The following is a 25,008-nucleotide window of genomic DNA, read 5'->3' on the forward strand; positions in this document are numbered from 1 at the left end:
AAACCTCCGATCAGGATTGAACGACACTTACCACTTCATTTCGCCCTTGGCGACCTTGGCGCCGAGCTCCAGCGAGCTCTCCTCGCCCAGGCCGGGGTAACGTTTTTTCATTGCAGCGACCAGCTCGGCCGAGTTGGCCGCCCTGGCGGTTTCGGCATCGAAGGCGCGGATGTAATCGGCGGTGAAGCGCACCGCCTCGAGCGACCCCTTGCTCTGCCCCAGGTAATGCCCCGGCACCACCGTCTGCGGCGCCAGCTGCTCGATGCGCGCCAGGGTCGCGAGCCAGTCCTTGTGCGACTGCGCCGACTGGGTGTCGGCCATCCACACGTGCAGGTTCTCGGCCACCACTACCCCGCCGACCACCGCCTTGATCGACGGGACCCATACAAAGCTGCGGTCGGGCTGCGGGCCGTCCAGGCCGATCACTTCAAGACGCTGCCCTTCAATGGTGAGCACGTTGCCGGGCAGCACGTCAGGCACGATGAGCCGGGCGGGCTTGTCGGCCCCCATCTGCGGGCCCCAGTAGGCAAGCTTGGCAGCCATGGTCTGCTTGATGTGCGCGACCGTCGCCTGCGACGCCAGCACCTTGGCCTTGGGGTAGGCACGGGTCAGGGTGTCGAGGCCGAAGTAATAGTCCGGGTCGCCATGGCTGATGTAGATGGTGGTGAGTTGCTTGCCGCTATCGCGAAGCTTCTTCAGCACCTGCTCGGCCTGGCCCTTGCCGAACTGTGCATCCACCAGAATCGCCTCGTGCTGGCCACTGACGATCACCGAGCTGACCGGAAACAGCGCCTCGCTGCCGGGGTTGTACACGTCCAGTTTCAGCGGTGCGTTGCCGGCAACGGCCTGGGTGATCGCACCTAAAGCGGCACACGCCAGCAGCAGGCGACGCAGGGAAAAGAAAGCAGCCATCAAGCAATACCTGTTCAAGTCATCGATGAGGCACAGCTTAGTTGCACGAACCATCACAAAAAATGCGATGCTCCAACATAGTTTGTTTCTGAAATCGGGCAGATCATGGACCGTCTCACCGCAATGAAGGTGTTCGTCAGCGTAGTCGACCTGGGCAGCCAGTCGGCCGCCGCCGACCAACTGGACCTGTCGCGCCCGGTGGTTTCGCGTTACCTGGCCGAACTTGAAGACTGGGTGGGCGCGCGTCTGATGCAGCGCACCACGCGCAAGCTGAGCCTGACTGCCGCCGGTCTGGAAACCCTGCCGCGCTGCCGGCAGATGCTGGAACTGGTGGGCGACCTGCACGCTGCAGTGGGCGCCCCGGATGACGCGCCGCGGGGTGAACTGCGCATCAGCGTCAGTACCTCGTTCGGGCATGCGCAACTGGTGGAAGCGGTAGCGGACTACGTCAAGCGCTACCCGCTGGTGAAGGTCGACCTGCAGATGCTCGACCGCACGGTCAACCTGGTGGACGAACGCATCGACCTGGCCATCCGCGTCAGCAACGACCTGGACCCCAACCTCATCGCCCGCCGCCTGAGTGTGTGCCGCTCGGTGGTGTGCGCCTCGCCAGCCTACCTGCGCGAGCACCCCATACCGCGCCAGGTGCAGGACCTGAGCCAGCACAACTGCCTGACCCATTCGTACTTCGGCCACAGCCTCTGGCATTTCGAGGTCGACGGCGAACAGGTGTCGGTGCCGGTGCAAGGCAACATCAGCGCCAACGAGGCCCTGACCCTGGAGCGCGCCACCCTGGCCGGCACCGGTATCGCCATGCTGCCCACCTACCTGGTATGGCAAGCCCTGCGCAGCGGCACGCTGGTACGCCTGCTGCCCGAGGCCAGGCCCCGCGAACTGGGCCTGAACGCGGTGTACACCTCGCGCAAGCACATGCCCGCAACCCTGCGCAGCATGCTCGACTTTCTGGCGGCACGCTTCACCGACCCGCCCCACTGGGACCACGGCCTGGACTGACCGGCAGGCACCTGGCGCAATGCTGGCCTATGCTTGTAGAAGCATCTGTGTGCGGGATACAGGAGGTTGGTGCCATGACCCTGAAATCCAGAAAGTGCGCTGCCCTGTTGGCCATCACTGCCGTGCTCGGGGTGTACGGGGCAGCGGCGTATCGGGTGGAGCTGCTGCGCCAGCAACCCTATGCGGCGTCCAGCTGCAGCTCCGCCCACTGCCTGCCCCATGCCGGCACACTGAGCGTGGTCAGGTAGCCAGCGAAGGTTCACGACGACGAAAGTCGCGGGGCGAGAGGCCGGTCATGCGCCGGAAGAAGCGCGAGAAGTACGCCGGGTCGGCAAAACCCAGGCTGTCAGCCAGCTGATTGATCGTGAGGCTGGTGTAGATCAGGTCGCGCTTGGCTTCCAGCACGATGCGCTGGTGCACGATCTGCAGCGCCGACTGCCCGGCCAATGCCCGGCACAAGGTATTGAGCGTTGCCACCGATACCCCCACCTGATGCGCCAGCTGCTCCACGCTCGGCTGCTGGCGAAACTGCTGCTCCACCAGCCCGTTGAAACGCTGCAGATACTCGCGCCCACGTTCCGGCACCTGGGCACCGGCACTGCGGCGCAACTGTTGGCGGCTGACCCACACCACCATCAGGTTGATCAGCGAATGCAGCTGCAACTCGCGCCCGGGCAGGTCCTGCTGGTACTCGGCCTGCAGGGTGCTGAACAGGCTGTTGAGGTAATCGGCGTCGGCCCCGGCCAGGTAACTGGCGCCGCGCTGCAGGGCGGCTGGCACGCCCGTCAGTTGCCGCTGCAGCACCTCCACCAGCGGCGCCGCCAGGGTCACCACATAACCGTCGACGTCTTCGGAAAAGCGAAAGCCGTGCACGCACAGCGCCGGCACCACCTGGATCGCCGCCTGCTCCAGGCGACACACCTGCCCCTCCAGCTCGATCTCGGCCTGGCCCCTGTACAGAAACAGCAGCTGCCACAGGTCGGCATGCCGGTGCGGCTCGATCTCCCACTGGTGCAGGCGGCTGCGCGCCGGGATCGACTCGCTGTGCAGCAGGTCGGGCGTCGGCCAGCCCAGCGTCTCGCCGTACAGCTTGAATACCGGAATCGACACCCTGTTCATCACACCCTCGCTTCCCGACCACTGTCCGATAAACGCACCCATTAGCGAAAAGTACCGCTTTGTGCTCGGTTTGTCCCTTCAGAAGGCCAGCCGGCAAGCGAAAAATGCAGGTACTCCAATCATAAAAAGTCCAACAACCATGAAAACCCAAGTCGCGATCATCGGTGCGGGCCCGTCCGGCCTGCTGCTCGGCCAGTTGCTGCACAACGCCGGCATCTCCAACGTCATCCTCGAACGCCAGGGCCCCGACTATGTACTGGGGCGTATCCGCGCCGGCGTGCTCGAACAGGGCATGGTCGAGCTGCTGCGCGAAGCCGGGGTCGGTCAGCGCATGGACGCCGAAGGGCTGCCCCATGCCGGCTTCGAGCTGGCCTTCGACGGGCGCCGCGAGCACATCGACCTCAAGGGCCTGACCGGCGGCCAGGGCGTGATGATCTACGGCCAGACCGAAGTCACCCGCGACCTGATGGCCGCCCGCGCCGACAGCGGTGCGACCACGGTCTACCATGCCGAGAACGTGCGCCCGCACGACATGAAGACTGGGCAGCCCTACGTCACCTACGAAAAGGACGGCCAGCAGCATCGCCTGGACTGCGACTACATTGCCGGCTGCGACGGTTATCACGGGGTGGCACGCCAGTCGATTCCAAGCGAGGCGCTGCAGGTGTTCGAGCGGGTCTACCCGTTCGGCTGGCTGGGCATCCTGGCCGATACCCCGCCGGTCAGCGACGAGCTGGTGTACGCGCGCCACGAACGCGGCTTCGCCCTGTGCAGCATGCGCTCGCCCACCCGCACCCGCTACTACGTGCAGGTGCCGGCCGAAGAGAAGGTCGAGGACTGGTCGGATGAGCGCTTCTGGGAGGAACTCAAGTCGCGCCTGCCCGACGATTTGGCCGAGCGCCTGGTCACCGGCCCGTCGATCGAGAAAAGCATCGCCCCGCTGCGCAGCTTCGTGGTGGAGCCGATGCAGTACGGGCGCCTGTTCCTGGTCGGCGACGCCGCGCACATCGTGCCACCCACCGGGGCCAAGGGCCTGAACCTGGCCGCCAGCGACGTCAGCACGCTGTACAACATCCTGCGCAAGGTCTACGCCGAAGGCCGCACCGACCTGCTGGAACGCTACTCGGCGATCTGCCTGCGGCGCATCTGGAAGGCCGAACGCTTCTCGTGGTGGATGACCTCGATGCTGCACCGCTTCCCCGACAGCGACGCCTTCAGCCAGCGTATCCAGCACACCGAGCTGGACTACTTCGTGGGCTCCGAGGCTGGGCGCAGGACCCTGGCAGAAAACTACGTGGGCCTGCCCTACGAGCCCATCGAAGACGCTTAGCAGGCTATCGAGTACACTGGGCAGCACCCCGGTCCACTTGTCCAGAGCTGCCCCGTGACGCAATTGAACACTCCGCAACCCGCCCTGCGCAGCGTGCTCGTCGCGCTGATGCTGGCGATCTTCCTCGGCGCGCTGGACCAGACCATCGTCGCGGTCTCGATGCCGGCGATCTCCGCGCAATTCAACGACGTGACCCTGCTGGCCTGGGTGATTTCCGGCTACATGGTGGCCATGACCGTGGCGGTGCCGATCTACGGCAAGCTCGGCGATCTGTACGGCCGACGGCGCATGATCCTGACCGGTACCGGGCTTTTCACCCTGGCCTCGCTGTTCTGCGCGCTGGCACAGAACATGGAGCAACTGGTGCTGGCGCGGGTGCTGCAGGGCATCGGCGCGGGCGGCATGGTGTCGGTCAGCCAGGCGATCATCGGCGACTTCGTGCCGCCCCGCGAGCGCGGTCGCTACCAGGGTTATTTCAGCAGCATGTATGCCCTGGCCAGCGTCGCCGGCCCGGTGCTGGGCGGGCTGCTGACCGAGTACCTGTCGTGGCGCTGGGTGTTCTGGCTGAACCTGCCGCTGGGGCTGACCGCCTGGTGGGTCACCGAGCGTACCCTGCGCGGGCTGGCCACGCCGCAACGCAAGGCGCAGGTGGACTACCCCGGCGCGGTGCTGTTGATCTTGGGCCTGACGGCCCTGCTGCTGGGCATCACCCTGATCGGCCAGGGCCAGCCCATCGGGTCCGGCCCGGTTGCCGGCCTGCTGCTGGCAGCCCTGTTCGGGCTGGGCGTATTCGTGCTGCACGAACGCCGCGCCGTCGAGCCACTGCTGCCGTTGCAGCTGTTCGGCAACCGGGTGGCAGTGCTGTGCTGGTGCACGATCTTCTTCACCAGTTTCCAGGCCATCTCGCTGACCATGCTGATGCCGCTGCGCTTTCAGAGCATCACCGGGGCGGGCGCCGACAGCGCCGCCCTGCACCTGCTGCCCCTGGCCATGGGCCTGCCGATCGGCGCCTATTGCGGCGGCCGCCTGACCAGCCTGACCGGGCGCTACAAGCCGCAGATTCTGGGCGGTGCACTGTTGATGCCGGTGGCGATCATCGGCATGGCCCTGAGCCCGATCGACGGCGTGCTGCTCAGTGGCGCGTTCATGCTGCTGACCGGCATCGCCTCGGGCCTGCAGTTCCCCACCTCGCTGGTGGCAACCCAGAGCGCAGTGGAGCCGCGGGACATCGGCGTGGCGACCAGCACCACCAACCTGTTCCGCTCGCTGGGCGGGGCGATGGGCGTGGCCTGCATGTCGGCACTGCTGCTCAGCCTGCTGCACGACAGCGGCTTCAGCCTGGCCGGCGAGGCGTTGATCGGCAGCCTCAAGGACGGCCAGGCCAGTGCGGCGGTGCAGGCGCAGTTGCTGCAGACCTTTCGCAACCTGTTGCTGGGTAGCGCCGCCGTCTCCCTGCTGGGATTGTCGGCGGCGCTGGCATTGCCCAACCGCGAGCTGCGCGGCCGGCAGTAGTCAGTTGCGCCGCTGCGCCCAGGCCACCGCCAGGCCGCTCAGGCAAATGACCGCAATGCCGACCACGCCGTAGGCGTCCGGGGTGTGATTGAAAATGAGGTAGCCGTACAGGCCGGCGAACAGGATCTGCCCGTAGCTGAAGGGCGCCAGCATGGCCGGCGCGGCATGCCGGAAGGCCTGGGTCAGCAGCATGTGCCCGAGCATCCCGCAGGTGCCCAGGCCGATCATGAACAGGCCATGCCCCAGGGTCGGCATGCTCCAGAAGAATGGCACCAGCGCGGTCATGATCAGGCTGTTGAAGATGCCGGTGAGAAAGTTGCTGGTGGTCGGGCTGTCGATGCCGCTGAGCTTGCGCGTGAGCAACTGGTAGCAGCCGAAGCAGAAGGCCGAACACAACGGCAGCAGGATTGCGGGGGTGAACAGCGCCCCGCCCGGGCGCACCACGATCAGCACGCCGACAAACCCGGCCAGCACCGCCAGCCACTGGGCGCGGCTGACCCGTTCACCCAGCAGCGGTACCGACAATGCGGTTACCAGCAGGGGCGCGAGGAAGTTCACGGCGGTGGCTTCGGCCAGGGGGATGTAACGCAGGCCGGTGGTGAAGAACAGGCTGGTGCCGATCAGGCACAGCGCCCTGGCCAGTTGCAGGCCGGGGCGGCGTGTACGCACCACCGCCGAGAAGCCGCTGCGCGGCACGAACACCACCAGCATCAGCAGGGTGTGCACCACATAGCGCGCCCACACCACCATGACGATGGCATAGAAGCCGGAAAGGTATTTGGACAGGGCATCGTGGCTGGCGAACAACAGCACCGCCATGCACATCAGGGCGATTGCCTTGAGCGGCTGCTCGGCACCTTTGAGGGTCGGGTTGTGCGCACTCATGCCAGGGCTCTACGAAAAGTTGATGGTCCTTGGGGGCAGACTACCCGGTCACCGACTACCGTTCCAAGCAGCGCCGGTGTTTTTTGTTGACCGGGCACGGGGCACGACAGGGAAACGTCCTATGCCAACCTTCACAAATGCTCACAAATGCTCAATTGCGCAGCGACGGGCTCAAGCGCAGCATATCCAGCCCGGTATCCACCCACCGCTCGGCATCCCCGGCAATATCGAAACTGTCCGGCAGCAGCAGCCAGCTGCCAATGATGCCGTCGATGTAAGCGAATATTGCAATAGCGGCACGCTGCGGGTCCATGTCCGCAGGCAATTGCCCACGCCTGACTGCATTGGTCAACGTCAGCGCTATACGCTCGTAGCAGTCGCGGGTCGTGGCCTGGCGCTGCTGACGGATCTCACACATGTCATCGGTGAATTCACACTTATGATGCAGGATCTCATTGATGCGCCGGGTACGCGGCTCGTGCAGCATCTGCTGCATCAGTTGAATCAGCAACTTGCGCATGCAGCCCAGCGGGTCCGGCTCGTCTTCGCTCTCGCCGGCCTGGGCCAGCGCCTCGATCGGCTCACGCAAGCTGTCGAGCAGGGCCTGCACCAGTTCGCCCTTGTCCTGAAAGTGCCAGTAGATGGCACCCCGGGTCACCCCGGCCAGCTTGGCGATATCCGCCAGGGTGGTACGCGCCACCCCACGGGCATGGAAAGCTTTTTCGGCGGCCTCGAGTATCTGTTGGCGGGTTTCCTGAGCTTCCTCTTTGGTGCGACGGACCATGGCAGTACAACCTCATCAAGGAGCCGGACGCGCGCTGCGGGCGTCCGGGTTCTGAGCCGGCATGGCCACTGTCGGGCCCTCTACCGGGTGTCTTAATCAAGCCTGTGGTCACCTCGACAAGGTGCACCACGGGTATTTACAAACAAGCATGAATGTAAGTATATTCCTTAGCATCCTACTTATCCACCCGGAATTAATTTTCCCTTCATCCCGTTTCCATTACTCTTGAGCGTCTTCAGCTCTTTCGACCCGAGGATCTTCATGCAATTCAAGCCAGCTGTTTCCGCTCTGGTTTCCGCCGTCGCCCTGGCAACACTGCTCAGCGGCTGTAAAAAGGAAGAAGCGGCGCCTGCGGCGCAAGCTCCTCAGGTCGGCGTCGTGACCCTCCAATCCCAGGCCTATACCCTGACTTCCGACCTGCCGGGGCGCACCATCGCCTACCGCGTGGCCGAAGTGCGCCCACAGGTCAACGGCATCATTCTCAAGCGTCTGTTCAAGGAAGGCAGCGAGGTCAAGGAAGGCCAGCAGCTGTACCAGATCGACCCGTCGGTGTACGAGGCGACCCTGGCCAGCGCCCAGGCCAACCTGCAATCGACCCGCTCGCTGTCGGACCGCTACAAGCAACTGGTGGCCGAGCAGGCGGTGAGCCGTCAGGAATACGACGACGCACAAGCCAAACGTTTGCAGGCTGAAGCCTCGCTGCGCAGCGCGCAGATCGACCTGCGCTACACCAAGGTGCTGGCGCCACTGAGCGGCCGTATCGGACGCTCGATGTTCACCGAAGGTGCACTGGTCAACAACGGCCAGGCCGATGCCATGGCGGTGATCCAGCAGCTGGACCCGATCTACGTCGACGTCACCCAGTCTTCGGCCGAGCTGCTCAAGCTGCGCCGCGAGCTCGAAAGCGGGCAACTGCAGAAGGCCGGGGCCAACGCCGCCAAGGTCTCGCTGAACCTGGAAGACGGCACCACCTACACCCACGAAGGCCGCCTGGAGTTCTCCGAAGTCTCGGTCGACCAGACCACCGGCTCGGTAACCCTGCGCGCCGTGTTCCCCAACCCCGAGCACAACCTGCTGCCAGGGATGTTCGTGCATGCACGCCTGGCCGCCGGCGTGAACGCCAACGCGATCCTCGCCCCGCAACAAGGCGTGACCCGTGACCTCAAGGGCCAGCCCACCGCGTTGATCGTGGACAAGGACAACAAGGTCGAACTGCGCCAGCTCAAGGCCAGCCGTACCGTTGGCAGCGACTGGCTGATCGAGGAAGGCCTGAAGCCGGGCGACCGCCTGATCACCGAAGGCCTGCAGTTCGTCAAGCCGGGCGTCGAGGTCAAGGTCAGCGAAGCCACCAACGTCAAGCCTGCCCAACCGTCCCAGGCCAATGCAGCGTCAGCAGGGGCCAAAGGGGAATAAACCATGTCGAGATTCTTTATCGATCGCCCCATCTTTGCCTGGGTAATCGCCCTGGTGATCATGCTGGTCGGGGCCTTGTCGATCGTCAAGTTGCCGATCAACCAGTACCCGAGCATCGCGCCGCCGGCCATCGCCATCGCCGTGACCTACCCGGGCGCCTCGGCGCAGACCGTGCAGGACACCGTGGTCCAGGTGATCGAGCAGCAGCTCAACGGTATCGACAACCTGCGTTATGTGCAGTCCGAGAGCAACTCGGACGGCAGCATGACCATTACCGCCACCTTCGAGCAGGGTACCAACCCTGACACCGCGCAGGTCCAGGTGCAGAACAAGCTGAACCTGGCCACCCCGCTGTTGCCGCAAGAAGTGCAGCAGCAGGGTATCCGCGTGACCAAGGCAGTGAAGAACTTCCTGCTGGTGATCGGCCTGGTGTCCGAAGACGGCAGCATGACCAAGGACGACCTGTCGAACTACATCGTCTCCAACATGCAGGACCCGATCTCGCGTACCGCCGGTGTGGGTGACTTCCAGGTGTTCGGTGCCCAGTACGCCATGCGTATCTGGCTCGATCCGGCCAAGCTGAACAAGTTCCAGCTGACCCCGGTGGACGTCAAGACCGCCGTGGCCGCGCAGAACGTGCAGGTGTCCTCCGGTCAGCTGGGCGGCCTGCCTGCCCTGCCCGGCACGCAGCTCAACGCCACCATCATCGGCAAGACCCGCCTGCAGACCGCCGAGCAGTTCGAGAAGATCCTGCTCAAGGTCAACCGCGACGGCTCCCAGGTCCGCCTGGGCGATGTCGCCGACGTCAGCCTGGGGGGCGAGAACTACAGCGTCAGCGCACAGTTCAATGGCAAGCCGGCCTCCGGCCTTGCGATCAAGCTGGCAACCGGGGCCAACGCCCTGGACACCGCCAAGGCACTGCGCAACACCATCGCCGAGCTGGAGCCGTTCTTCCCGCCTGGCATGAAGGCGGTGTTCCCGTATGACACCACGCCTGTGGTCACCGAATCGATCAGTGGGGTGATCCACACCCTGATCGAGGCGATCGTGCTGGTGTTCCTGGTGATGTACCTGTTCCTGCAGAACTTCCGCGCCACCGTGATCACCACCATGACCGTACCGGTGGTATTGCTCGGCACCTTCGGCATCCTTGCCGCGGCAGGCTTCAGCATCAACACCCTGACCATGTTCGCCATGGTCCTGGCCATCGGCCTGCTGGTGGACGACGCCATCGTGGTGGTGGAAAACGTCGAGCGGGTGATGTCCGAAGAGGGGTTGTCACCCAAGGAGGCGACCAAGAAGTCCATGGGCCAGATCCAGGGCGCCCTGGTCGGTATCGCCCTGGTACTGTCGGCGGTACTGCTGCCGATGGCGTTCTTCGGCGGCTCCACGGGCGTGATCTACCGGCAGTTCTCGATCACCATCGTGTCGGCCATGGGCCTGTCGGTACTGGTCGCGCTGATCTTCACCCCGGCGCTGTGCGCCACCATGCTCAAGCCGGTCAAGAAAGGCGAGCACCACACCGCCAAGCGTGGCTTCTTCGGCTGGTTCAACCGCAACTTCGACCGCAGCGTGCAGAGCTACGAGCGCGGCGTGGGCAACATCCTGCGTCACAAGGCCCCGTACTTCCTGGCCTACATCCTGATCGTGGTGGGCATGGTGTGGCTGTTCATGCGTATCCCTACCGCGTTCCTGCCCGAGGAAGACCAGGGCGTACTGTTCGCCCAGGTGCAGACCCCGGCCGGCTCCAGTGCCGAACGCACCCAAGCGGTGGTCGACGAAATGCGCGCCTACCTGCTGGACAAGGAGTCCGACACAGTGGCCTCGGTGTTCACCGTGAACGGCTTCAACTTCGCCGGCCGCGGCCAGAGCTCGGGCATGGCCTTCATCATGCTCAAGCCGTGGGGTGAACGTTCTGCCGAAAACAGCGTGTTCAACCTGGCAACCCGTGCCCAACAGCACTTCTTCAGCTTCCGCGACGCGATGGTGTTCGCCTTCGCCCCGCCGGCCGTACTGGAGCTGGGTAACGCCACCGGTTTCGACGTGTTCCTGCAGGACCGCGCCGGCGTCGGCCACGACAAGCTGATGGAAGCGCGCAACCAGTTCCTGGGCATGGCCGCGCAGAGCAAGATCCTCACCCAGGTACGTCCGAACGGCCTGAACGATGAGCCGCAATACCAGCTGACCATCGACGACGAACGCGCCAGTGCCCTGGGCGTGACCATCGCCGATATCAACAACACCCTGTCGATCGCCCTGGGTGCCAGCTATGTGAACGACTTCATCGACCGTGGTCGGGTCAAGAAGGTCTACCTGCAAGGCACTGCCGATTCGCGCATGAGCCCTGAAGACCTGCAGAAGTGGTACGTGCGCAACGCCGCCGGCGAGATGGTGCCGTTCTCTTCCTTCGCCAGCGGCGAGTGGAGCTACGGTGCACCCAAGCTGTCGCGTTACAACGGTGTCGAGGCAATGGAAGTACTCGGTGCGCCAGCCCCTGGCTACAGTACCGGTGAGGCCATGGCCGAGGTCGAGCGCCTGGCGGCGCAACTGCCAGCCGGTGTCGGCTTCGCCTGGACCGGCATGTCGTACGAAGAGAAGCTGTCGGGCTCGCAGATGCCGGCACTGTTCGCGCTGTCGCTGCTGATGGTGTTCCTGTGCCTGGCGGCACTGTACGAGAGCTGGTCGATCCCGATCGCGGTAGTGCTGGTAGTGCCGCTGGGTATCATCGGTGCACTGATGGCGGCCAGCATGCGCGGGCTGTCCAACGACGTGTACTTCCTGGTGGGGCTGCTGACCACCATCGGCCTGGCGGCGAAGAACGCGATCCTGATCGTCGAGTTCGCCAAGGAACTGCACGAGCAGGGCCGCAGCCTGGTCGATGCGGCGATCGAGGCGTGCCGCATGCGTCTGCGTCCGATCATCATGACCTCGCTTGCGTTCATCCTGGGCGTGGTGCCGCTGACCATCGCCACCGGCGCAGGCTCCGGCAGCCAGCACGCCATCGGTACCGGTGTGATCGGCGGCATGATCACCGCAACGGTACTGGCGATCTTCTGGGTACCACTGTTCTTCGTAAGCGTGTCGTCGCTGTTCGGTAGCAAGAAGCCCGAAGAAGAGGACGCCAAACCTGAAACCCCACGCTATGAGGCCGGGCAATGAGTAAGTCCCTGTTGTCCCTGGCAGTCACCGCCTTCATTCTCGGTGGCTGCTCGCTGATCCCTGATTACCAGACCCCCGAGTCGCCGGTGGCGGCCCAGTGGCCGCAAGGGCCGGCCTACTCGCCGACCCAGTCGGCCGACGTGGCTGCGGCCGAACAGGGCTGGCGCCAGTTCTTCCATGACCCGGCGCTGCAGCAACTGATCCAGACCTCGCTGGTCAACAACCGCGACCTGCGGGTCGCCGCGCTGAACATCGATGCCTACCGGGCGCAGTACCGCATCCAGCGGGCCGACCTGTTCCCGGCGGTCTCGGCCACCGGCAGCGGCAGCCGCCAGCGGGTGCCGGCCAACGTTTCGCAGACCGGCGAGTCGAGCATCAACAGCCAGTACTCGGCCACCCTGGGCGTGAGTGCCTACGAACTCGACCTGTTCGGTCGGGTGCGCAGCCTCAGCGAGCAGGCCCTGGAAACCTACCTGTCGAGTGAACAGGCGCGTCGTTCCACGCAGATCAGCCTGGTGGCCAGCGTGGCCAACGCCTACTTCACCTGGCAGGCCGACAAGGAGCTGCTGACGCTCACCGAAGACACGCTCAAGACCTACGAGCAGAGCTATGCCCTGACCCGTCGCAGCAGCGAAGTCGGCGTGGCCTCGGCCCTGGACCTGAGCCAGGCGCGTACCTCGGTCGAGGGCGCACGGGTCAAGCTGGCCCAGTACCAGCGCCTGGTGGCGCAGGACCTGAACAGCCTGGCCGTGCTGGTCGGCACCGGCGTGCCGGCGAACCTGCCCAACGGCATGAAACTCGACAGCGACATGCTGGCCGACGTGCCGGCCGGCCTGCCGTCGGACGTGCTGCAGCGTCGTCCCGACATCCAGGAGGCCGAGCACCTGCTCAAGGCCGCCAACGCCAACATCGGCGCGGCGCGCGCAGCGTTCTTCCCGAGCATCAGCCTGACCGCCAACGCCGGGACCCTGAGCCCCGACATGGGCGGGCTGTTCAAGGGCGGCTCGGGCACCTGGCTGTTCCAGCCGCAGATCAACCTGCCGATCTTCAACGCCGGCAGCCTGCGTGCAAGCCTGGACTACTCGAAGATCCAGAAGGACATCAACGTCGCCAAGTACGAAAAGACCATCCAGACTGCCTTCCAGGAAGTCTCCGATGGGCTGGCGGCGCGTCAGACCTTCAACGAGCAGTTGCAGGCCCAGCGTGATCTGGTCGAAGCCAACCAGGACTACTACCGCCTGGCCGAGCGTCGCTACCGTATCGGTATCGACAGCAACCTGACGTTCCTGGATGCCCAGCGCAACCTGTTCAGTGCCCAACAGGCCCTGATCAGCGACCGGCTGTCGCAGCTGGTCAGCGAGGTCAACCTGTACAAGGCCCTGGGTGGCGGCTGGTACGAGCGCACCGGTGATGCCCGCCAGCAAGCGTCGATCGAGTCGCCCAAGGGTTGATTCGATAGCGTGGCGACACAACAGCCCACCCTTCGCGGTGGGCTTTTTTGTGCCTGCAAGCCTGCCCCCACCAAAAGTAACCAGACAGTTAGTGTTCGGTTACCGCCCAATTCCGCCTGTAACGAATTGATTCCCCCCTGCCCGCCACAGCACCATCCATCCGCCATCGCCCCAACATAAAAACAAGAGACGCCCTAACGATGAACACTTTCCAGCCCGCACGTCACCTGTTCCCCGGCCTGCTTGCCATGAGCTGCGCCCTGCCCGCCCTGGCCGACGAAGGGGGCTTTGTCGAAGACGCCAAGGTTGGCCTCAACCTGCGCAACTTCTACATCAACCGCAATTTCGTCGACCCGGCCAACCCCCAGGGCAAGGGCGAGGAATGGACCCAGAGTTTCATCCTCGACGCCAAGTCCGGCTTCACCCAGGGCACCGTCGGCTTCGGCGTCGACGTGTTGGGCCTGTACTCGGTCAAACTCGACGGCGGCAAGGGTACCGCCGGCACGCACCTGTTGCCGGTACACGATGACGGCCGCCCGGCCGATGACTTCGGACGCCTGGGCGTGGCGCTCAAGGCCAAGGTCTCCAAGACCGAGCTGAAGGTCGGCGAATGGATGCCGGTACTGCCGATCCTGCGTTCGGACGACGGCCGCTCGCTGCCGCAGACCTTTCGCGGCGGCCAGCTGACCTCACAGGAAATCGACGGGCTGACCCTGTATGCCGGGCAATTTCGCGGCAACAGCCCGCGCAACGACGCGAGCATGGACGACATGTCCATGAACGGCCGCGCCGGTATCACCTCCGACCGCTTCAACTTTGCCGGTGGCGAGTACACCTTCAATAACAAGCGCACCCTGGTCGGGGTGTGGAACGCCCAGCTCAAGGACATCTACAACCAGCAATACATCAACCTGGTGCACAGCCAGCCGCTGGGCGACTGGACCCTGGGCGCCAACCTGGGCTACTTCATCGGCAAGGAAGACGGCGCCGAGCGTGCCGGCAAGCTCGACAACCGCACCGCCTCGGCGCTGCTTTCGGCACGCTATGGCAGCAACACCTTCTACGTGGGGCTGCAGAAGGTCAGCGGCGACGACCTGTGGATGCGGGTCAACGGCACCAGTGGCGGCACCCTGGCCAACGACAGCTACAACGCCAGCTTCGACAATGCCAAGGAGCGCTCCTGGCAGCTGCGTCACGACTTCAACTTCGCCGGGCTTGGCGTGCCGGGGCTGACCCTGATGAACCGCTACATCAAGGGCGACAACGTGCACACCGCCGTGGTCAGCGACGGCAAGGAATGGGCGCGGGAATCGGAGCTGGCGTACGTGATCCAGTCCGGCAGCCTGAAGAACCTGTCGTTCAAATGGCGCAACTCGACCATGCGCCGCGACTTCAGCACCAATGCATTCGACGAGAACCGCCTGATCGTCAGCTACCCGATCAGCTTTCTCTGACCTTCGGGCCTGCGTTGCAGCCCATCGCGGGTCAAGCCCGCTCCCACAAGGATCACCGAACTCCTGTGGGAGCGGGCTTGACCCGCGATGGGGCCAACCCCATCAGCCCACATCCTGCCCCTTGATGGTGCGGCTACGCTGCCCCTGCACCCCCACCGGCACATCCCCCTGCAGCGTCACCCGGCGCACCACGCGCCCCTGGGTACCGTAGTCATCCACCGCATAATGCTGGGTCGCGCGGTTGTCCCAGATCGCCACGTCCCCGGCCTGCCAGCGCCAGCGCACGGTGTTCTCCAGGCGCGTCACATGGCTCTGCAGCAGGTTGAACAGGTGATCCGAATCGGCCTTCGAATAGCCCTTGATGCGCTTCACGAAATGCCCCAGCAGCAGGTGCTTCTCACCGCTCACCGGGTGCACCCGCACCACCGGATGTTCGGTCTCGTACACCGTCGAAGTGAACACCTTGCGGTAGTTCTCCAACTGCTCGAGGCTCACGTTCGGCTTGGTCGCGGCATAGTCGTACTCGTTGCTGTGCACCGCCCACAACTGCTCGGCCAGTGCCTGCAAGGCCGGTGACAGGTCATCGTACGCGCTGGCGGTATTGGCCCACACCGTATCGCCCCCCGACGCCGGCGCCACCACCGAACGCAGGATCGACGCCTTGGGGTACGCCTCGACGAAGGTCACGTCGGTGTGCCAGGAGTTGGCCCGACGCCCTTGCCCGCCATCGAGTTCCAGCAGGTAGCGGGTGCCATCGCGCACCGGCACGGTCGGGTGCGCGATAGGCTCGCCCAGCAGGTGCGCGAAGGCCTCCTGGGTCTGGTCGTCCAGCTGCGTCTGGCCCCTGAAGAAGATCACCTTGTGCTGCACCAGCGCGGCCTGGATCGCCTCCACCACCGCCGGGGCCAGGTCGGCGCCCAGTGTCACCCCACGAATTTCGGCACCGATGCGCCCGGCCACCGGATGAATCTCCAGCGCATGGCTGACAGGTGCTGCGGCAAATGCGGCGTTGCTCATGGTTCGTCCCTCATCGGTTGCGTCACGGTAAGTGCCGATGAAACTCTGGCGCTATCTATATGCAAATAAGCTCTAACAGATATGCAAGTGCTTCATTGACGGAATAAGAGCTTGCATTTAAAACCCAGACTCCCGGGGCGGCAAATACCTTCGCCCTATTTTTGGAATGCCGGAAAAGCATATGGATCTTCGCCAACTGCGCTACTTCATCGCCCTCACCGAACACCGCAGTTTCGTGCGCGCCGCCGACGCCATGGGCATCACCCAGCCCGCCTTCAGCCGCAGTATCCAGGGCCTGGAGCAGGAGTTCGGCTGTGTGCTGGTGGACCGCGCCAACAAGGATCTGCGCCCCACGCCCGAAGGCCAGGTGGTGCTGCAGCACGCCCTGCGCCTGGTGCAGGGCGCGGCGCAGTTGAGCAGCGAGGTGCAGCAGATGACCAAGCTCGATGCCGGCGAGCTGCGCTTTGGCTGCGGCCCCGCGCCAGCGGTGAACCTGGTGCCGCAGGCGGTGGCGCAGTTCATCAACGCCCACCCCAAGGTGCGCACGCATTTCGAGGTTTCAAACTGGGAAAAGCTCAGCCGGGCGCTGAGCCGCGAAGAGATCGAGTTCTTCGTCGCCGACATCCGCCACTTCGAAGCCGACCCCAACTTCCAGACCCTGGCCCTGACCCCGCGCCGCGGCCTGTTCTTCTGCCGCCCCGGGCACCCGCTGCTGGCCAAGGACAGCCTGTCGACCAACGACATGTTCGACTACCCGCTGGCCTGTTCGCTGATTCCGCCGGGGGTGCGCAAGCTGCTGGCCAACCTCAGCGGCAAGACCGACTTTTCGCCGCAGATCCAGAGCGAGCATCAACCCACCCTGCTCAAGATCGTGCTCGGCACCAATGCCATCGGCATCGGCAGCGAAGAGGCCTACGGCGCGGCGGTGCAGGCCGGCGAACTGGTGCGTCTGCACTGGCGCAACCTGCCGGCCAACCTCGACAGCTTCAATGCCCGCTGCGGCATCGTCAGCCGCAGCGGCTACCGCCTGTCCCCTGCGGCGCGGGCGATGATCGAGACCCTGATCAACCTTGACCGCCAGCCTGCGCCACAGGCGCTGGTCGGGTAGCCTGCGGCGCCAGCCACTGGTCGACCTTGAACGGTTTGCGAATCAGGCGCTGCTGCGCGGCGAGGTCCACCGAGGCTTGCAGGCGGGCGAGAAAGTCGGGGTCCAGGGTCGAGTCGAACACCGCGCTCAGGCGCTCCTGGCTGAGGTCACGCTGCAGGATCGCCGGCGGGTAGCTGGCACGCTCCGACACCAGCTGGATGTAGGCGTCCTTGTTGGCATCGTCGGTCAGCCATTGCACCGCCGGCTGCTGCGCGGCGACGAACTTCTCGACCACTGCCGGGTACGCATCGACGAAGGCGCCGGCGGCCACCAGCACCGCCTGCACATTGCCCGCCCCGCCCAGATCGCGGGTATTGAGCGGCAGTTCGGCCAGGCCGCGATCGGCCAGCGCACTGATGCCGGTGGAACCCCAGGTGGCGTCGATCTGCCTGGCCGCCAGGGCGGCGATGGCCGCGCTGAAATCCAGGTTGATGACCTTGAGGTCCTTCTCGCTCAGGCCCTGGCTGGCCAGCGCGGCATCGAACGAAAGCTGCGTGGCGGTGCCACGGAACACCGCCACGCGCTTGCCCTTGAGGTCCTGCAGGGTCTTGATGCCGCTGCCCGGCACCACCCCAAGGTAGTGTTTGACCCCGCGCGCGGTGGCGGCCACCAGGCGGGTGTCGACGCCATTGGCCTTGCCGATGATCGCCGCCAGGTCGCCCAGGTAGGCGAAGTCCACCTGGCCATTGGCGAACGCCTCGTTGATGACCGGCCCCGCACCCTTGAAGTAGTTCCACTGGATGCTGATGCCGTCGGCGGCGAAGGCTTTCTCCAGCAGCTGTTGCTGTTGCAGCACGTCGGTGATACCACCGCCCGAATGCTGGGTGCCGGCACTCAGGTCGGGCACCGCGATGCGGATCTGCTTGAGCTCGGCGCCCTGCGCCAGTGTCGGCATCCAGCCGATCACGGCGGCCAGTGCGGGGATGGCGAACAGGCTGAAAACACGATTGATCGACAGGTTCATGGCACACAGCTCCTTGTAATGGTGCGGCCACGCTACCCATAGCGGATGCCAATCTTTAAATACTATTAAATTACATTTTAATAACCATATTACATATAAGCCCTGTCAGGCCCGGCCCTGCGGGGTATGCATTGCACACAACCAAAATATGCTTCGAATGCATTGGCTGCGCGGCGAGTCAGCGGCTTTAAATGCAGTTCTTATCGCTCAATCGAATGTAATTTCTTCTGCATATACCCATAAGAAATATACAAATAGCGAGGCCTGCATGACCCGTACCGCCCTTTCTTCACTGGCCCCCGCCCCTGGCCTGCCGCATCTGCGCAGCCTGCCCTGGCAGCGCCTGCAAGCCTGGTATCTGCCCCTGCTGCTGGCGGCGGTGTGGTGGCTGGCCAGCCGCAACCACTGGATGAGCGAGCAGATACTGCCACCGCCTGCGCTGGTATGGGACAGCGCCGTGGAACTGGGTCGCGGCGAGGTGTGGGCGCACCTGGCCATCAGCCTGCAACGCCTGCTGCTGGGGCTGGTGGCCGGGGTCGGGGCCGGTGCGGTGCTCGGCGCCTGGCTGGGCTTCAGCCAGCGCGCCGAACGCCTGGTACTGCCGACTTTCAACGCCCTGGCGCAGATCCCCACGCTGGCCTGGGTGCCACTGTTCATGGTGCTGTTCGGCATCGGCGAAGTGCTCAAGCTGGTGGTGCTGGTCAAGGCGGTGATCGTGCCGGTGACCCTGCACACCCTGGTGGGCGTGCGCGATGCCCAACCGCGCCTGCGCGAAGCGGCGGCGGTACTGCGCCTGCCCACGCACCTGCTGGTTCGCCGGCTGATCCTGCCCGCTGCGCTGCCGGCGTTTCTGGCCGGTGTGCGCCTGGCCCTGGCGGCCGGCTGGACCTCGCTGCTGGCGGTCGAGCTGCTGGCCTCCAGCGAAGGCCTGGGCTACCTGATGGTGTGGGCACGGCAACTGTTCATGCTCGACATCGTGTTCGTGTGCATCGCCGTGATCGGCGTGCTCGGGCTGCTGATGGACCGCGGCCTGGGCTGGCTCGACCGGCGCCTGCTGCACTGGCCGCACCCGGCCACCGCACAACTGCGGGTGCGCCCGCTGCGTGGCTGGCAGCGCCTGCATGCCCTGGGCCTGCCGCTGGCGCTGCTGGTGCTGTGGCAACTGGCAAGCCAGTACGGTTGGGTCGATGCGAACATTCTGGTGGCGCCGCTGGAGGTGGTGCACAGCACCTGGGCCGGCGTGCTCGACGGCACCTTGAGCGGCGCGCTGGCCGTCAGCGTCGGGCGAGCGCTGGGCGGCCTGCTGCTGGGCGGCAGCCTGGGCTTTGCCTTCGGCCTGCTGCTGGGCCTGTCGCGCCGCGCCGAGCGCCTGCTGGGCCCGAGCCTGGCCGGGCTGCGCCAGATCGCGATCTTCGCCTGGGTACCGCTGCTGACCGCCTGGTTCGGCCTGGGCGAACTGGCCAAATGGGTATTCGTCGGCCTGGCGGCATTCTTCCCGCTGTTCATCGCCACCCAGCGCGCGGTTGCCAGCCTGCCTGCGCAGCTCGACGAAGCCGCCCGCGTGCTGCGCCTGAGCGGTGCCCAGCGCCTGCGCAGGCTGGTGCTACCGGGCGCCGCGCCGGGCATCTTCGCCGGGTTGCGGGTCGGCCTGATCTACGCCTGGCTCGGCACCATCGGCGCCGAGTACTTCATGCCCTCCGGCGGTGGCATCGGCAGCCTGATGATCGGCGCCCAGCAACTGCTGCGCATGGACCTGATCATGGCCGGCATGCTGCTGGTCGGCCTCACCGGCGCCCTGCTCGGCGCCGTCGGACAACACATCGAACTGCGCGCCACGCGCTGGAGACGGGCATGAACGCACTCGCTCACCCACGGGTCAGCTTCAACCAGGTCGGCAAGCGCTTCAGCGTGGCCGACGGCGAACTGGAAGCGATCCGCGATTTCAACCTGCAGATCGCCGACGGCGAATTCGTCGCCATCGTCGGCGCCAGCGGCTGCGGCAAGTCCACCCTGCTGCGCCTGCTGGTGGGCCTGGACGCCGAGTACCAGGGGCAGATCCTGATCGACGGCCAGCCGGTGCACGGCATCGGCAGCGAGCGCGGCATCGTGTTCCAGGAGCACCGCCTGTTCCCCTGGCTGACAGTGGCCGAGAACATCGACCTGGGCCTGGTCAACGAGGGCCTGGAGCGCACCCGGCGCGCCCGGCGGGTGGCCGACTTCATCAGCCTGGTGGGCCTCGAAGACTTTGCCCAGGCCTACCCGCACCAGCTCTCGGGCGGCATGGCCCAACGCGTGGCGATTGCCCGCGGGCTGGTGGCCAGCCCGCGCATACTGCTGCTGGACGAACCCTTCGGCGCCCTCGACGCCCTTACCCGCCAGCAGATGCAGGATGAACTGCTGGCCATTCGAGAACGGGCGCGCATCACCACCCTGCTGGTAACCCACGATGTCGAGGAAGCGATATTCCTGGCCGACCGCGTGGTGGTGCTCGAACCGCGCCCGGGGCGGATCAAGCGCATCGTCGAGGTCGACCTGCCGCACCCGCGCCAGCGCGCCAGCCTGGCGTTCCACCGCCTGCGCGAAACCCTGCTGCACGAACTGACCCACGATGAGCGCTACCTGCCGCCCGCCGTGGAGCAGATCCGCGACCTGCCCCTGACCTACCTTGCCTGCTGAGTGCCGACCATGAGCCAACGCCCCAACTTCCTGATCATCGTTGCCGACGACCTGGGCTATTCCGACCTGGGTGCCTTCGGCGGCGAAATTGCCACGCCGCACCTGGATGCCCTGGCCACTGCCGGCCTGCGCCTGACCGACTTCCATACCGCGCCCACCTGCTCGCCGACCCGCTCGATGCTGCTGACCGGTACCGACCACCACATCGCCGGCATCGGCACCATGGCCGAGGCGCTGACCCCGGAGCTGATCGGCAAGCCGGGCTACGAGGGTTACCTCAATGACCGCGTGGTGGCGCTGCCCGAGCTGCTGCGCGAGGCCGGCTACCAGACACTGATGAGCGGCAAGTGGCACCTGGGCCTGAAGGCCGAGCTGGCGCCACATGCGCGTGGCTTCGAACGTTCGTTCGCGCTGCTGCCGGGCGCGGCCAACCACTATGGCTTCGAACCCACCTACGACGAACACACCCCCGGCCTGCTCAAGTCGACCCCGGCGCTGTACATCGAGGACGACACCTTCGTCGAAGCGCTACCCGAAGGCTTCTATTCCTCCGACGCCTTCGGCGACAAGTTGCTGCAGTACCTCAAGGAGCGCGACCAGAGCCGGCCGTTCTTCGCCTACCTGCCGTTCTCCGCGCCGCACTGGCCGTTGCAGGCGCCGGCCGAGGTGGTGGCGCGCTACAAGGGGCGCTACGACGCCGGGCCCGAGGTGCTGCGCCAGGAGCGCCTGGAAAAACTGCGCGCCCTGGGTCTGATCGGCGCCGAGGTGCAGGCGCACCCGGTGGATGAACAATGGCAGGCGCTGAGCGACGAACAGCGCCAGCGCTCGGCACGCGCCATGGAGGTGTACGCGGCGATGGTCGAGCGCATGGACTGGAACATCGGCCGGGTGCTCGGCTACCTGCGCAACCAGGGCCTGCTGGACAACACCCTGGTGCTGTTCATGTCCGACAACGGTGCCGAGGGCGCGCTGCTCGAAGCCTTCCCCAAGTTCGGCCCGCACCTGGCCAGCTACCTGGACCAGCACTACGACAACAGCCTGGACAACATCGGCCGCGCCAACTCCTACGTGTGGTACGGCCCGCACTGGGCCCAGGCGGCCACCGCACCGTCGCGGCTGTTCAAGGCCTTCACCACCGAGGGCGGCATTCGCGTGCCGGCCCTGCTGCACTACCCGGCACTGGCGCGCCAGGGGCAGATCAGCCATCAGTTCAGCACCGTGATGGACATCACCCCGACCCTGCTGGACCTGGCCGGCATCCGCCACCCGGGCAAACGCTGGCGCGGGCGCGACGTGGCGCCGCTGCGCGGCAAGTCGTGGCTGGGCTACCTGTCGGGCGAGACCGAGCAGGTACACGACGAGCACACCGTCACCGGCTGGGAGCTGTTCGGGCGCCGGGCTATTCGCCAGGGGCACTGGAAGGCGGTGTACATTCCAGGCCCGGTGGGGCCGGCCACCTGGCAGCTGTACGACCTGAGCATCGACCCCGGCGAGGTCCACGACCTGGCGCAGGCGCAGCCGGCAAAGCTGCAGGCCCTGCTCGGCGAATGGCAGAAGTACGTCGAGGAAACCGGGGTGATCCTCAGCCAGTCGCCGTTCCAGCCGGATTAGCCATCAGTGCCAGGCGCGCGGGGTCGAGAATCTCGATCTCGCCGTAGCTCAGGCGCAGCACGCCATCCTGCTCCAGCGCCTTGAGAATCTGGTTGGTGGTCTGGCGCGACAGCGCGAGCATCAGCGCCAGTTGCTCCTGGGACAATTGCAACACCCTCCTGGCCCCCTCTACTTCGCCGTAACCGGCGGCGATCTGCAGCAGCCGGTAGGCCACCCGCGGCGCGGCACTCATCAGGCTCTGCTGCTCCAGCGCGACAAAGGCCAGGCGCAGCTTGTGGCTCATCAGCAAGGCGAATTCACGCCAGTAATGCGGTTGCGCATCCAGCAATTTCACCAGCGCGCCCTGGGGCACCCGCAGCAGGTGGGTGGCACCTTCTGCATAGGCGTCGTGGGTACGTGGCTGGTCGTCGAACAGGCAGATCTCGCCGAACCAGTGCGGGGCCTCGATCAGGGTCAGCACCGCCTCCTTGCCCTGGGCGCTGACCGCACCGATGCGGATGGCGCCATCGAGCACCGCGTACAGTCCGCAAGGCGGGTCGCCGCGCTGGAACAGGCAGGCGCCGGCCTCCAGGCTCACGGGCCGGGCCAGGTGCAGCAGGCTATCCTGCAGGGTAACGGGCAACTGTTTGAACCAGTGACCCTGGCGCAAGGTTGAAGCGTTCATCGGGGGCCTCGTGGTGACACTGTCGGCTAGCCGACAGACGACGGTGCCTGCGCAGGGCAAGCTCGGGCAATCCTACAGGAGGAACAACAATGAAAAGCCTCGTCGAGCACCTGAGTCAATACGCGACCTACCACCGCGACCCACGCAACATCGCCACGCACTTCGTGGGTATCCCGCTGATCGTGGTGGCGGTCACGGTGCTGCTGTCGCGTCCGGGCATGGCATTGGGCGGGGTGTGGCTGTCGCCTGCATTGCTGGTGGCGCTGTGGTCGGCGTGGTTCTACCTGCGCCTGGACACCCGCTTCGGGTTGCTGATGAGCGTGTTGCTGGGCTTGTGCCTGTGGGCCGGGCAGGTACTGGCGGTTCAAAGCACGCTGGTGTGGCTGAGTGCGGGGCTGGGGCTGTTCGTGGTGGGCTGGGTGATCCAGTTCGTCGGCCACTATTACGAGGGGCGCAAGCCGGCGTTTGTGGACGACATCAGCGGGCTGATCGTGGGGCCGTTGTTCGTGGTGGCGGAGATGGCGTTCGTGCTGGGGTTGCGCGGGGAGTTGAAGCGGTCGATCGAGGCGAATGCGGGGCCGGTGGGTAGTCGCTCGAAAAAGGCGGCAATCTGAAGGCCCGTTCGCCGGCAAGGCCGGCTCCTACAACGGCACGCACACACTGTAGGAGCCAGCCTTGCTGGCGAAGAGGCCCTGAAGATCAGGCGCGGGATTCGACGCCCAGTTCATCCCACACCGACTCCGCCAGGTGGAACGTGGCATTGGCCGCCGGGATCCCGCAATAGATCGCGCTCTGCATCAGCACTTCCTTGATCTCTTCGCGGGTCACGCCGTTGTTCGCCGCCGCCCGCAAGTGCAGCTTCAGCTCTTCATTGCGGTTCATGCCGATCAGCATCGCGATGGTGATCAGGCTGCGGGTATGGCGTGGCAACCCCGGCCGCGTCCAGATATCGCCCCACGCGTGCCGGGTGATCATTTCCTGGAACTCGCCGTTGAACTCGGTGAGGTTGCTCAGGCTGCGGTCCACATGGGCATCGCCCAGTACCGCACGCCGCACCTGCATGCCGGCCTCGTAACGTTCTTTTTCGTCCACAAGCTACTCCTCAGCGGGCCAGCAGAAAATCGATCACGCGGCGGCTGAACGGCGCGCCGACTTCAACGTTGGACAGGTGCGCCGCCTGGAACTCGGCATACTCGGCACCCACCACATGCTCCTGGATGAAGCGCCCGCCAGCCGGCGGCGTGACCGCATCGGCACTGCCGGAAATCACCAGCAGCGGCACCTTGATCTCACCCAACTGGTCCCGGAAGTCCGCATCGCGCACCGCGCCGCAGTTGGCCGCATAGCCATCGGGCGAAGTGCCCGCCAGCATGTCGGTGATGCGCTTGGCCTGGTCCGGGTTGGCCTGCGCATAGGCCTTGGTGAACCAGCGCTCGATGGAGGCGTCGCGCAGCCCCACCATCGCCGCCTCGCGGTCGCGCAGCACCATGTCGATGCGCGGGTTCCATACCTCGTCGTTGCCGATCTTGGCTGCGGTGTTGCACACGATCAGGCGGTTCAGGCGCTCGCCGGCATGGATGCCCAGCCACTGCCCGATCAGCCCGCCCATGGACAGGCCGCAGAAATGCGCCCGCTCGATCTTCAGCGCGTCCAGCAGTGCCAGCACGTCACGCCCCAGTTGCTCGATGCTGTACGGCCCCTCGGTCACCAGCGACTGGCCATGCCCGCGGGTGTCGTAGCGCAGTACCCGAAAATGCGCGGCAAATGCCGGCAGTTGCGGGTCCCACATGGTGTGGTCGGTGCCCAGCGAGTTGGACAGCACCAGCACCGGTGCGCCCTCGGGCCCGTCGAGCCGGTAGTTCAGTACGCCATCAGCGAGTTGTACGCTAGCCACAA

Annotated in this window: 22 protein-coding genes; 13 read left to right on the plus strand and 9 right to left on the minus strand. The window is 65.5% G+C overall.

Features of this window, described 5'->3' with window-relative positions; translation table 11 throughout:
* Nucleotides 1-27: 27 nt before the first annotated feature.
* Nucleotides 28-912 carry an MBL fold metallo-hydrolase gene (locus tag NP552_RS12635; protein ID WP_054914796.1) on the minus strand — a complete coding sequence of 295 codons (885 nt, stop codon included), beginning with the start codon at nt 910-912 and terminating at the stop codon, nt 28-30.
* Between the two features lie 105 nt (nt 913-1,017).
* Between NP552_RS12635 and NP552_RS12640 the strand changes: the two genes are divergently transcribed.
* Nucleotides 1,018-1,926: a LysR family transcriptional regulator gene (locus NP552_RS12640; protein ID WP_123752830.1), complete on the plus strand. Its 909-nt coding sequence runs from the start codon at nt 1,018-1,020 to the stop codon at nt 1,924-1,926.
* Between the two features lie 74 nt (nt 1,927-2,000).
* A complete protein-coding gene (locus NP552_RS12645; RefSeq protein WP_167400210.1) occupies nt 2,001-2,174 on the plus strand; it encodes a hypothetical protein in 174 nt (57 codons plus the stop codon).
* Here NP552_RS12645 and NP552_RS12650 read toward each other — a convergent pair.
* Nucleotides 2,167-3,045, minus strand: coding sequence for a helix-turn-helix domain-containing protein (locus NP552_RS12650; RefSeq protein WP_054914798.1), 879 nt, complete (start codon nt 3,043-3,045; stop codon nt 2,167-2,169). The two genes, NP552_RS12645 and NP552_RS12650, sit on opposite strands and share 8 nt — an antisense overlap.
* A gap of 139 nt (nt 3,046-3,184) precedes the next feature.
* Between NP552_RS12650 and pobA the strand changes: the two genes are divergently transcribed.
* Together pobA and NP552_RS12660 are read left to right on the plus strand one after the other, a co-directional pair.
* The gene (gene pobA / locus NP552_RS12655; RefSeq protein WP_043860770.1) at nt 3,185-4,375 is read left to right on the plus strand and encodes a 4-hydroxybenzoate 3-monooxygenase; all 1,191 of its coding nucleotides are present in this window, start codon (nt 3,185-3,187) and stop codon (nt 4,373-4,375) included.
* A 108-nt stretch (nt 4,376-4,483) separates the two neighbouring features.
* Nucleotides 4,484-5,887 carry an MDR family MFS transporter gene (locus NP552_RS12660; RefSeq protein WP_054914927.1) on the plus strand — a complete coding sequence of 468 codons (1,404 nt, stop codon included), beginning with the start codon at nt 4,484-4,486 and terminating at the stop codon, nt 5,885-5,887.
* Here NP552_RS12660 and NP552_RS12665 read toward each other — a convergent pair whose 3' ends face one another.
* Both NP552_RS12665 and NP552_RS12670 read right to left on the minus strand, forming a co-directional pair.
* A complete protein-coding gene (locus NP552_RS12665; protein WP_043860769.1) occupies nt 5,888-6,772 on the minus strand; it encodes a DMT family transporter in 885 nt (294 codons plus the stop codon). It lies immediately after the preceding gene.
* A 151-nt stretch (nt 6,773-6,923) separates the two neighbouring features.
* Nucleotides 6,924-7,556, minus strand: a complete 633-nt coding sequence (locus NP552_RS12670; RefSeq protein WP_043860768.1) for a TetR family transcriptional regulator — start codon at nt 7,554-7,556, stop codon at nt 6,924-6,926.
* A 261-nt stretch (nt 7,557-7,817) separates the two neighbouring features.
* On the opposite strand from NP552_RS12670, the gene NP552_RS12675 reads away from it, so the two are divergent.
* The 4 genes from NP552_RS12675 (at nt 7,818) to NP552_RS12690 (ending at nt 15,033) form a co-directional block, all read left to right on the plus strand.
* Nucleotides 7,818-8,969: an efflux RND transporter periplasmic adaptor subunit gene (locus NP552_RS12675; RefSeq protein ID WP_054914799.1), complete on the plus strand. Its 1,152-nt coding sequence runs from the start codon at nt 7,818-7,820 to the stop codon at nt 8,967-8,969.
* Nucleotides 8,970-8,972: 3 nt separating this feature from the next.
* Nucleotides 8,973-12,128 carry a multidrug efflux RND transporter permease subunit TtgB gene (gene ttgB / locus NP552_RS12680; RefSeq protein WP_043860766.1) on the plus strand — a complete coding sequence of 1,052 codons (3,156 nt, stop codon included), beginning with the start codon at nt 8,973-8,975 and terminating at the stop codon, nt 12,126-12,128.
* Entirely contained in the window at nt 12,125-13,579 is a 1,455-nt protein-coding gene (locus NP552_RS12685) for an AdeC/AdeK/OprM family multidrug efflux complex outer membrane factor (RefSeq protein ID WP_274096788.1), read from the plus strand. The genes ttgB and NP552_RS12685 overlap by 4 nt, the downstream gene beginning before the upstream one ends.
* Nucleotides 13,580-13,779: 200 nt before the next feature.
* Entirely contained in the window at nt 13,780-15,033 is a 1,254-nt protein-coding gene (locus tag NP552_RS12690; RefSeq protein ID WP_058540912.1) for an OprD family porin, read from the plus strand.
* Nucleotides 15,034-15,135: 102 nt separating this feature from the next.
* Here NP552_RS12690 and NP552_RS12695 read toward each other — a convergent pair whose 3' ends face one another.
* Entirely contained in the window at nt 15,136-16,050 is a 915-nt protein-coding gene (locus NP552_RS12695; protein ID WP_043860763.1) for a TauD/TfdA dioxygenase family protein, read from the minus strand.
* A gap of 181 nt (nt 16,051-16,231) precedes the next feature.
* Here NP552_RS12695 and NP552_RS12700 point away from each other — a divergent pair, with 181 nt between their 5' ends.
* Nucleotides 16,232-17,158: a LysR family transcriptional regulator gene (locus tag NP552_RS12700; protein WP_043860762.1), complete on the plus strand. Its 927-nt coding sequence runs from the start codon at nt 16,232-16,234 to the stop codon at nt 17,156-17,158.
* Here NP552_RS12700 and NP552_RS12705 read toward each other — a convergent pair.
* A complete protein-coding gene (locus NP552_RS12705) occupies nt 17,115-18,161 on the minus strand; it encodes an ABC transporter substrate-binding protein (RefSeq protein ID WP_274096789.1) in 1,047 nt (348 codons plus the stop codon). The two genes, NP552_RS12700 and NP552_RS12705, sit on opposite strands and share 44 nt — an antisense overlap.
* A 268-nt stretch (nt 18,162-18,429) precedes the next feature.
* Here NP552_RS12705 and NP552_RS12710 point away from each other — a divergent pair, with 268 nt between their 5' ends.
* The 3 genes from NP552_RS12710 to NP552_RS12720 are packed head-to-tail and all read left to right on the plus strand — an operon-like array spanning nt 18,430 to nt 22,448.
* A complete protein-coding gene (locus NP552_RS12710) occupies nt 18,430-20,016 on the plus strand; it encodes an ABC transporter permease (protein WP_274096790.1) in 1,587 nt (528 codons plus the stop codon).
* Nucleotides 20,013-20,837: an ABC transporter ATP-binding protein gene (locus NP552_RS12715; RefSeq protein WP_043860759.1), complete on the plus strand. Its 825-nt coding sequence runs from the start codon at nt 20,013-20,015 to the stop codon at nt 20,835-20,837. Before NP552_RS12710 ends, NP552_RS12715 begins: the two co-directional genes overlap by 4 nt.
* A 9-nt stretch (nt 20,838-20,846) precedes the next feature.
* Nucleotides 20,847-22,448 (plus strand): arylsulfatase, encoded by a 1,602-nt coding sequence (locus tag NP552_RS12720; protein ID WP_274096791.1) that lies wholly within the window; start codon nt 20,847-20,849, stop codon nt 22,446-22,448.
* Here the strand turns inward: NP552_RS12720 and NP552_RS12725 are convergent.
* The gene (locus tag NP552_RS12725; RefSeq protein WP_104571990.1) at nt 22,420-23,112 is read right to left on the minus strand and encodes a Crp/Fnr family transcriptional regulator; all 693 of its coding nucleotides are present in this window, start codon (nt 23,110-23,112) and stop codon (nt 22,420-22,422) included. The genes NP552_RS12720 and NP552_RS12725 overlap by 29 nt on opposite strands.
* Before the next feature lie 89 nt (nt 23,113-23,201).
* Here NP552_RS12725 and NP552_RS12730 point away from each other — a divergent pair, with 89 nt between their 5' ends.
* Nucleotides 23,202-23,726, plus strand: coding sequence for an Mpo1 family 2-hydroxy fatty acid dioxygenase (locus NP552_RS12730; RefSeq protein WP_274096792.1), 525 nt, complete (start codon nt 23,202-23,204; stop codon nt 23,724-23,726).
* 85 nt (nt 23,727-23,811) lie between these two features.
* Here NP552_RS12730 and pcaC read toward each other — a convergent pair whose 3' ends face one another.
* The gene (pcaC, locus tag NP552_RS12735; RefSeq protein WP_043860755.1) at nt 23,812-24,204 is read right to left on the minus strand and encodes a 4-carboxymuconolactone decarboxylase; all 393 of its coding nucleotides are present in this window, start codon (nt 24,202-24,204) and stop codon (nt 23,812-23,814) included.
* Between the two features lie 10 nt (nt 24,205-24,214).
* Entirely contained in the window at nt 24,215-25,006 is a 792-nt protein-coding gene (gene pcaD, locus NP552_RS12740; RefSeq protein ID WP_054914805.1) for a 3-oxoadipate enol-lactonase, read from the minus strand.
* Nucleotides 25,007-25,008 lie beyond the last annotated feature (2 nt).

The organism is Pseudomonas sp. 8209 (assembly GCF_028682105.1).
GTDB lineage: Bacteria > Pseudomonadota > Gammaproteobacteria > Pseudomonadales > Pseudomonadaceae > Aquipseudomonas > Aquipseudomonas palmensis.

Coding starts and splice junctions, on each gene's coding strand:
- NP552_RS12635 (WP_054914796.1), bottom strand. CDS start 912: ATGGCTGCTTTCTTTTCCCTGCGTCGCCTGCTGCTGGCGTGTGCCGCT.
- NP552_RS12640 (WP_123752830.1), top strand. CDS start 1,018: ATGGACCGTCTCACCGCAATGAAGGTGTTCGTCAGCGTAGTCGACCTG.
- NP552_RS12645 (WP_167400210.1), top strand. CDS start 2,001: ATGACCCTGAAATCCAGAAAGTGCGCTGCCCTGTTGGCCATCACTGCC.
- NP552_RS12650 (WP_054914798.1), bottom strand. CDS start 3,045: ATGAACAGGGTGTCGATTCCGGTATTCAAGCTGTACGGCGAGACGCTG.
- pobA (WP_043860770.1), top strand. CDS start 3,185: ATGAAAACCCAAGTCGCGATCATCGGTGCGGGCCCGTCCGGCCTGCTG.
- NP552_RS12660 (WP_054914927.1), top strand. CDS start 4,484: ATGCTGGCGATCTTCCTCGGCGCGCTGGACCAGACCATCGTCGCGGTC.
- NP552_RS12665 (WP_043860769.1), bottom strand. CDS start 6,772: ATGAGTGCGCACAACCCGACCCTCAAAGGTGCCGAGCAGCCGCTCAAG.
- NP552_RS12670 (WP_043860768.1), bottom strand. CDS start 7,556: ATGGTCCGTCGCACCAAAGAGGAAGCTCAGGAAACCCGCCAACAGATA.
- NP552_RS12675 (WP_054914799.1), top strand. CDS start 7,818: ATGCAATTCAAGCCAGCTGTTTCCGCTCTGGTTTCCGCCGTCGCCCTG.
- ttgB (WP_043860766.1), top strand. CDS start 8,973: ATGTCGAGATTCTTTATCGATCGCCCCATCTTTGCCTGGGTAATCGCC.
- NP552_RS12685 (WP_274096788.1), top strand. CDS start 12,125: ATGAGTAAGTCCCTGTTGTCCCTGGCAGTCACCGCCTTCATTCTCGGT.
- NP552_RS12690 (WP_058540912.1), top strand. CDS start 13,780: ATGAACACTTTCCAGCCCGCACGTCACCTGTTCCCCGGCCTGCTTGCC.
- NP552_RS12695 (WP_043860763.1), bottom strand. CDS start 16,050: ATGAGCAACGCCGCATTTGCCGCAGCACCTGTCAGCCATGCGCTGGAG.
- NP552_RS12700 (WP_043860762.1), top strand. CDS start 16,232: ATGGATCTTCGCCAACTGCGCTACTTCATCGCCCTCACCGAACACCGC.
- NP552_RS12705 (WP_274096789.1), bottom strand. CDS start 18,161: ATGAACCTGTCGATCAATCGTGTTTTCAGCCTGTTCGCCATCCCCGCA.
- NP552_RS12710 (WP_274096790.1), top strand. CDS start 18,430: ATGACCCGTACCGCCCTTTCTTCACTGGCCCCCGCCCCTGGCCTGCCG.
- NP552_RS12715 (WP_043860759.1), top strand. CDS start 20,013: ATGAACGCACTCGCTCACCCACGGGTCAGCTTCAACCAGGTCGGCAAG.
- NP552_RS12720 (WP_274096791.1), top strand. CDS start 20,847: ATGAGCCAACGCCCCAACTTCCTGATCATCGTTGCCGACGACCTGGGC.
- NP552_RS12725 (WP_104571990.1), bottom strand. CDS start 23,112: ATGAACGCTTCAACCTTGCGCCAGGGTCACTGGTTCAAACAGTTGCCC.
- NP552_RS12730 (WP_274096792.1), top strand. CDS start 23,202: ATGAAAAGCCTCGTCGAGCACCTGAGTCAATACGCGACCTACCACCGC.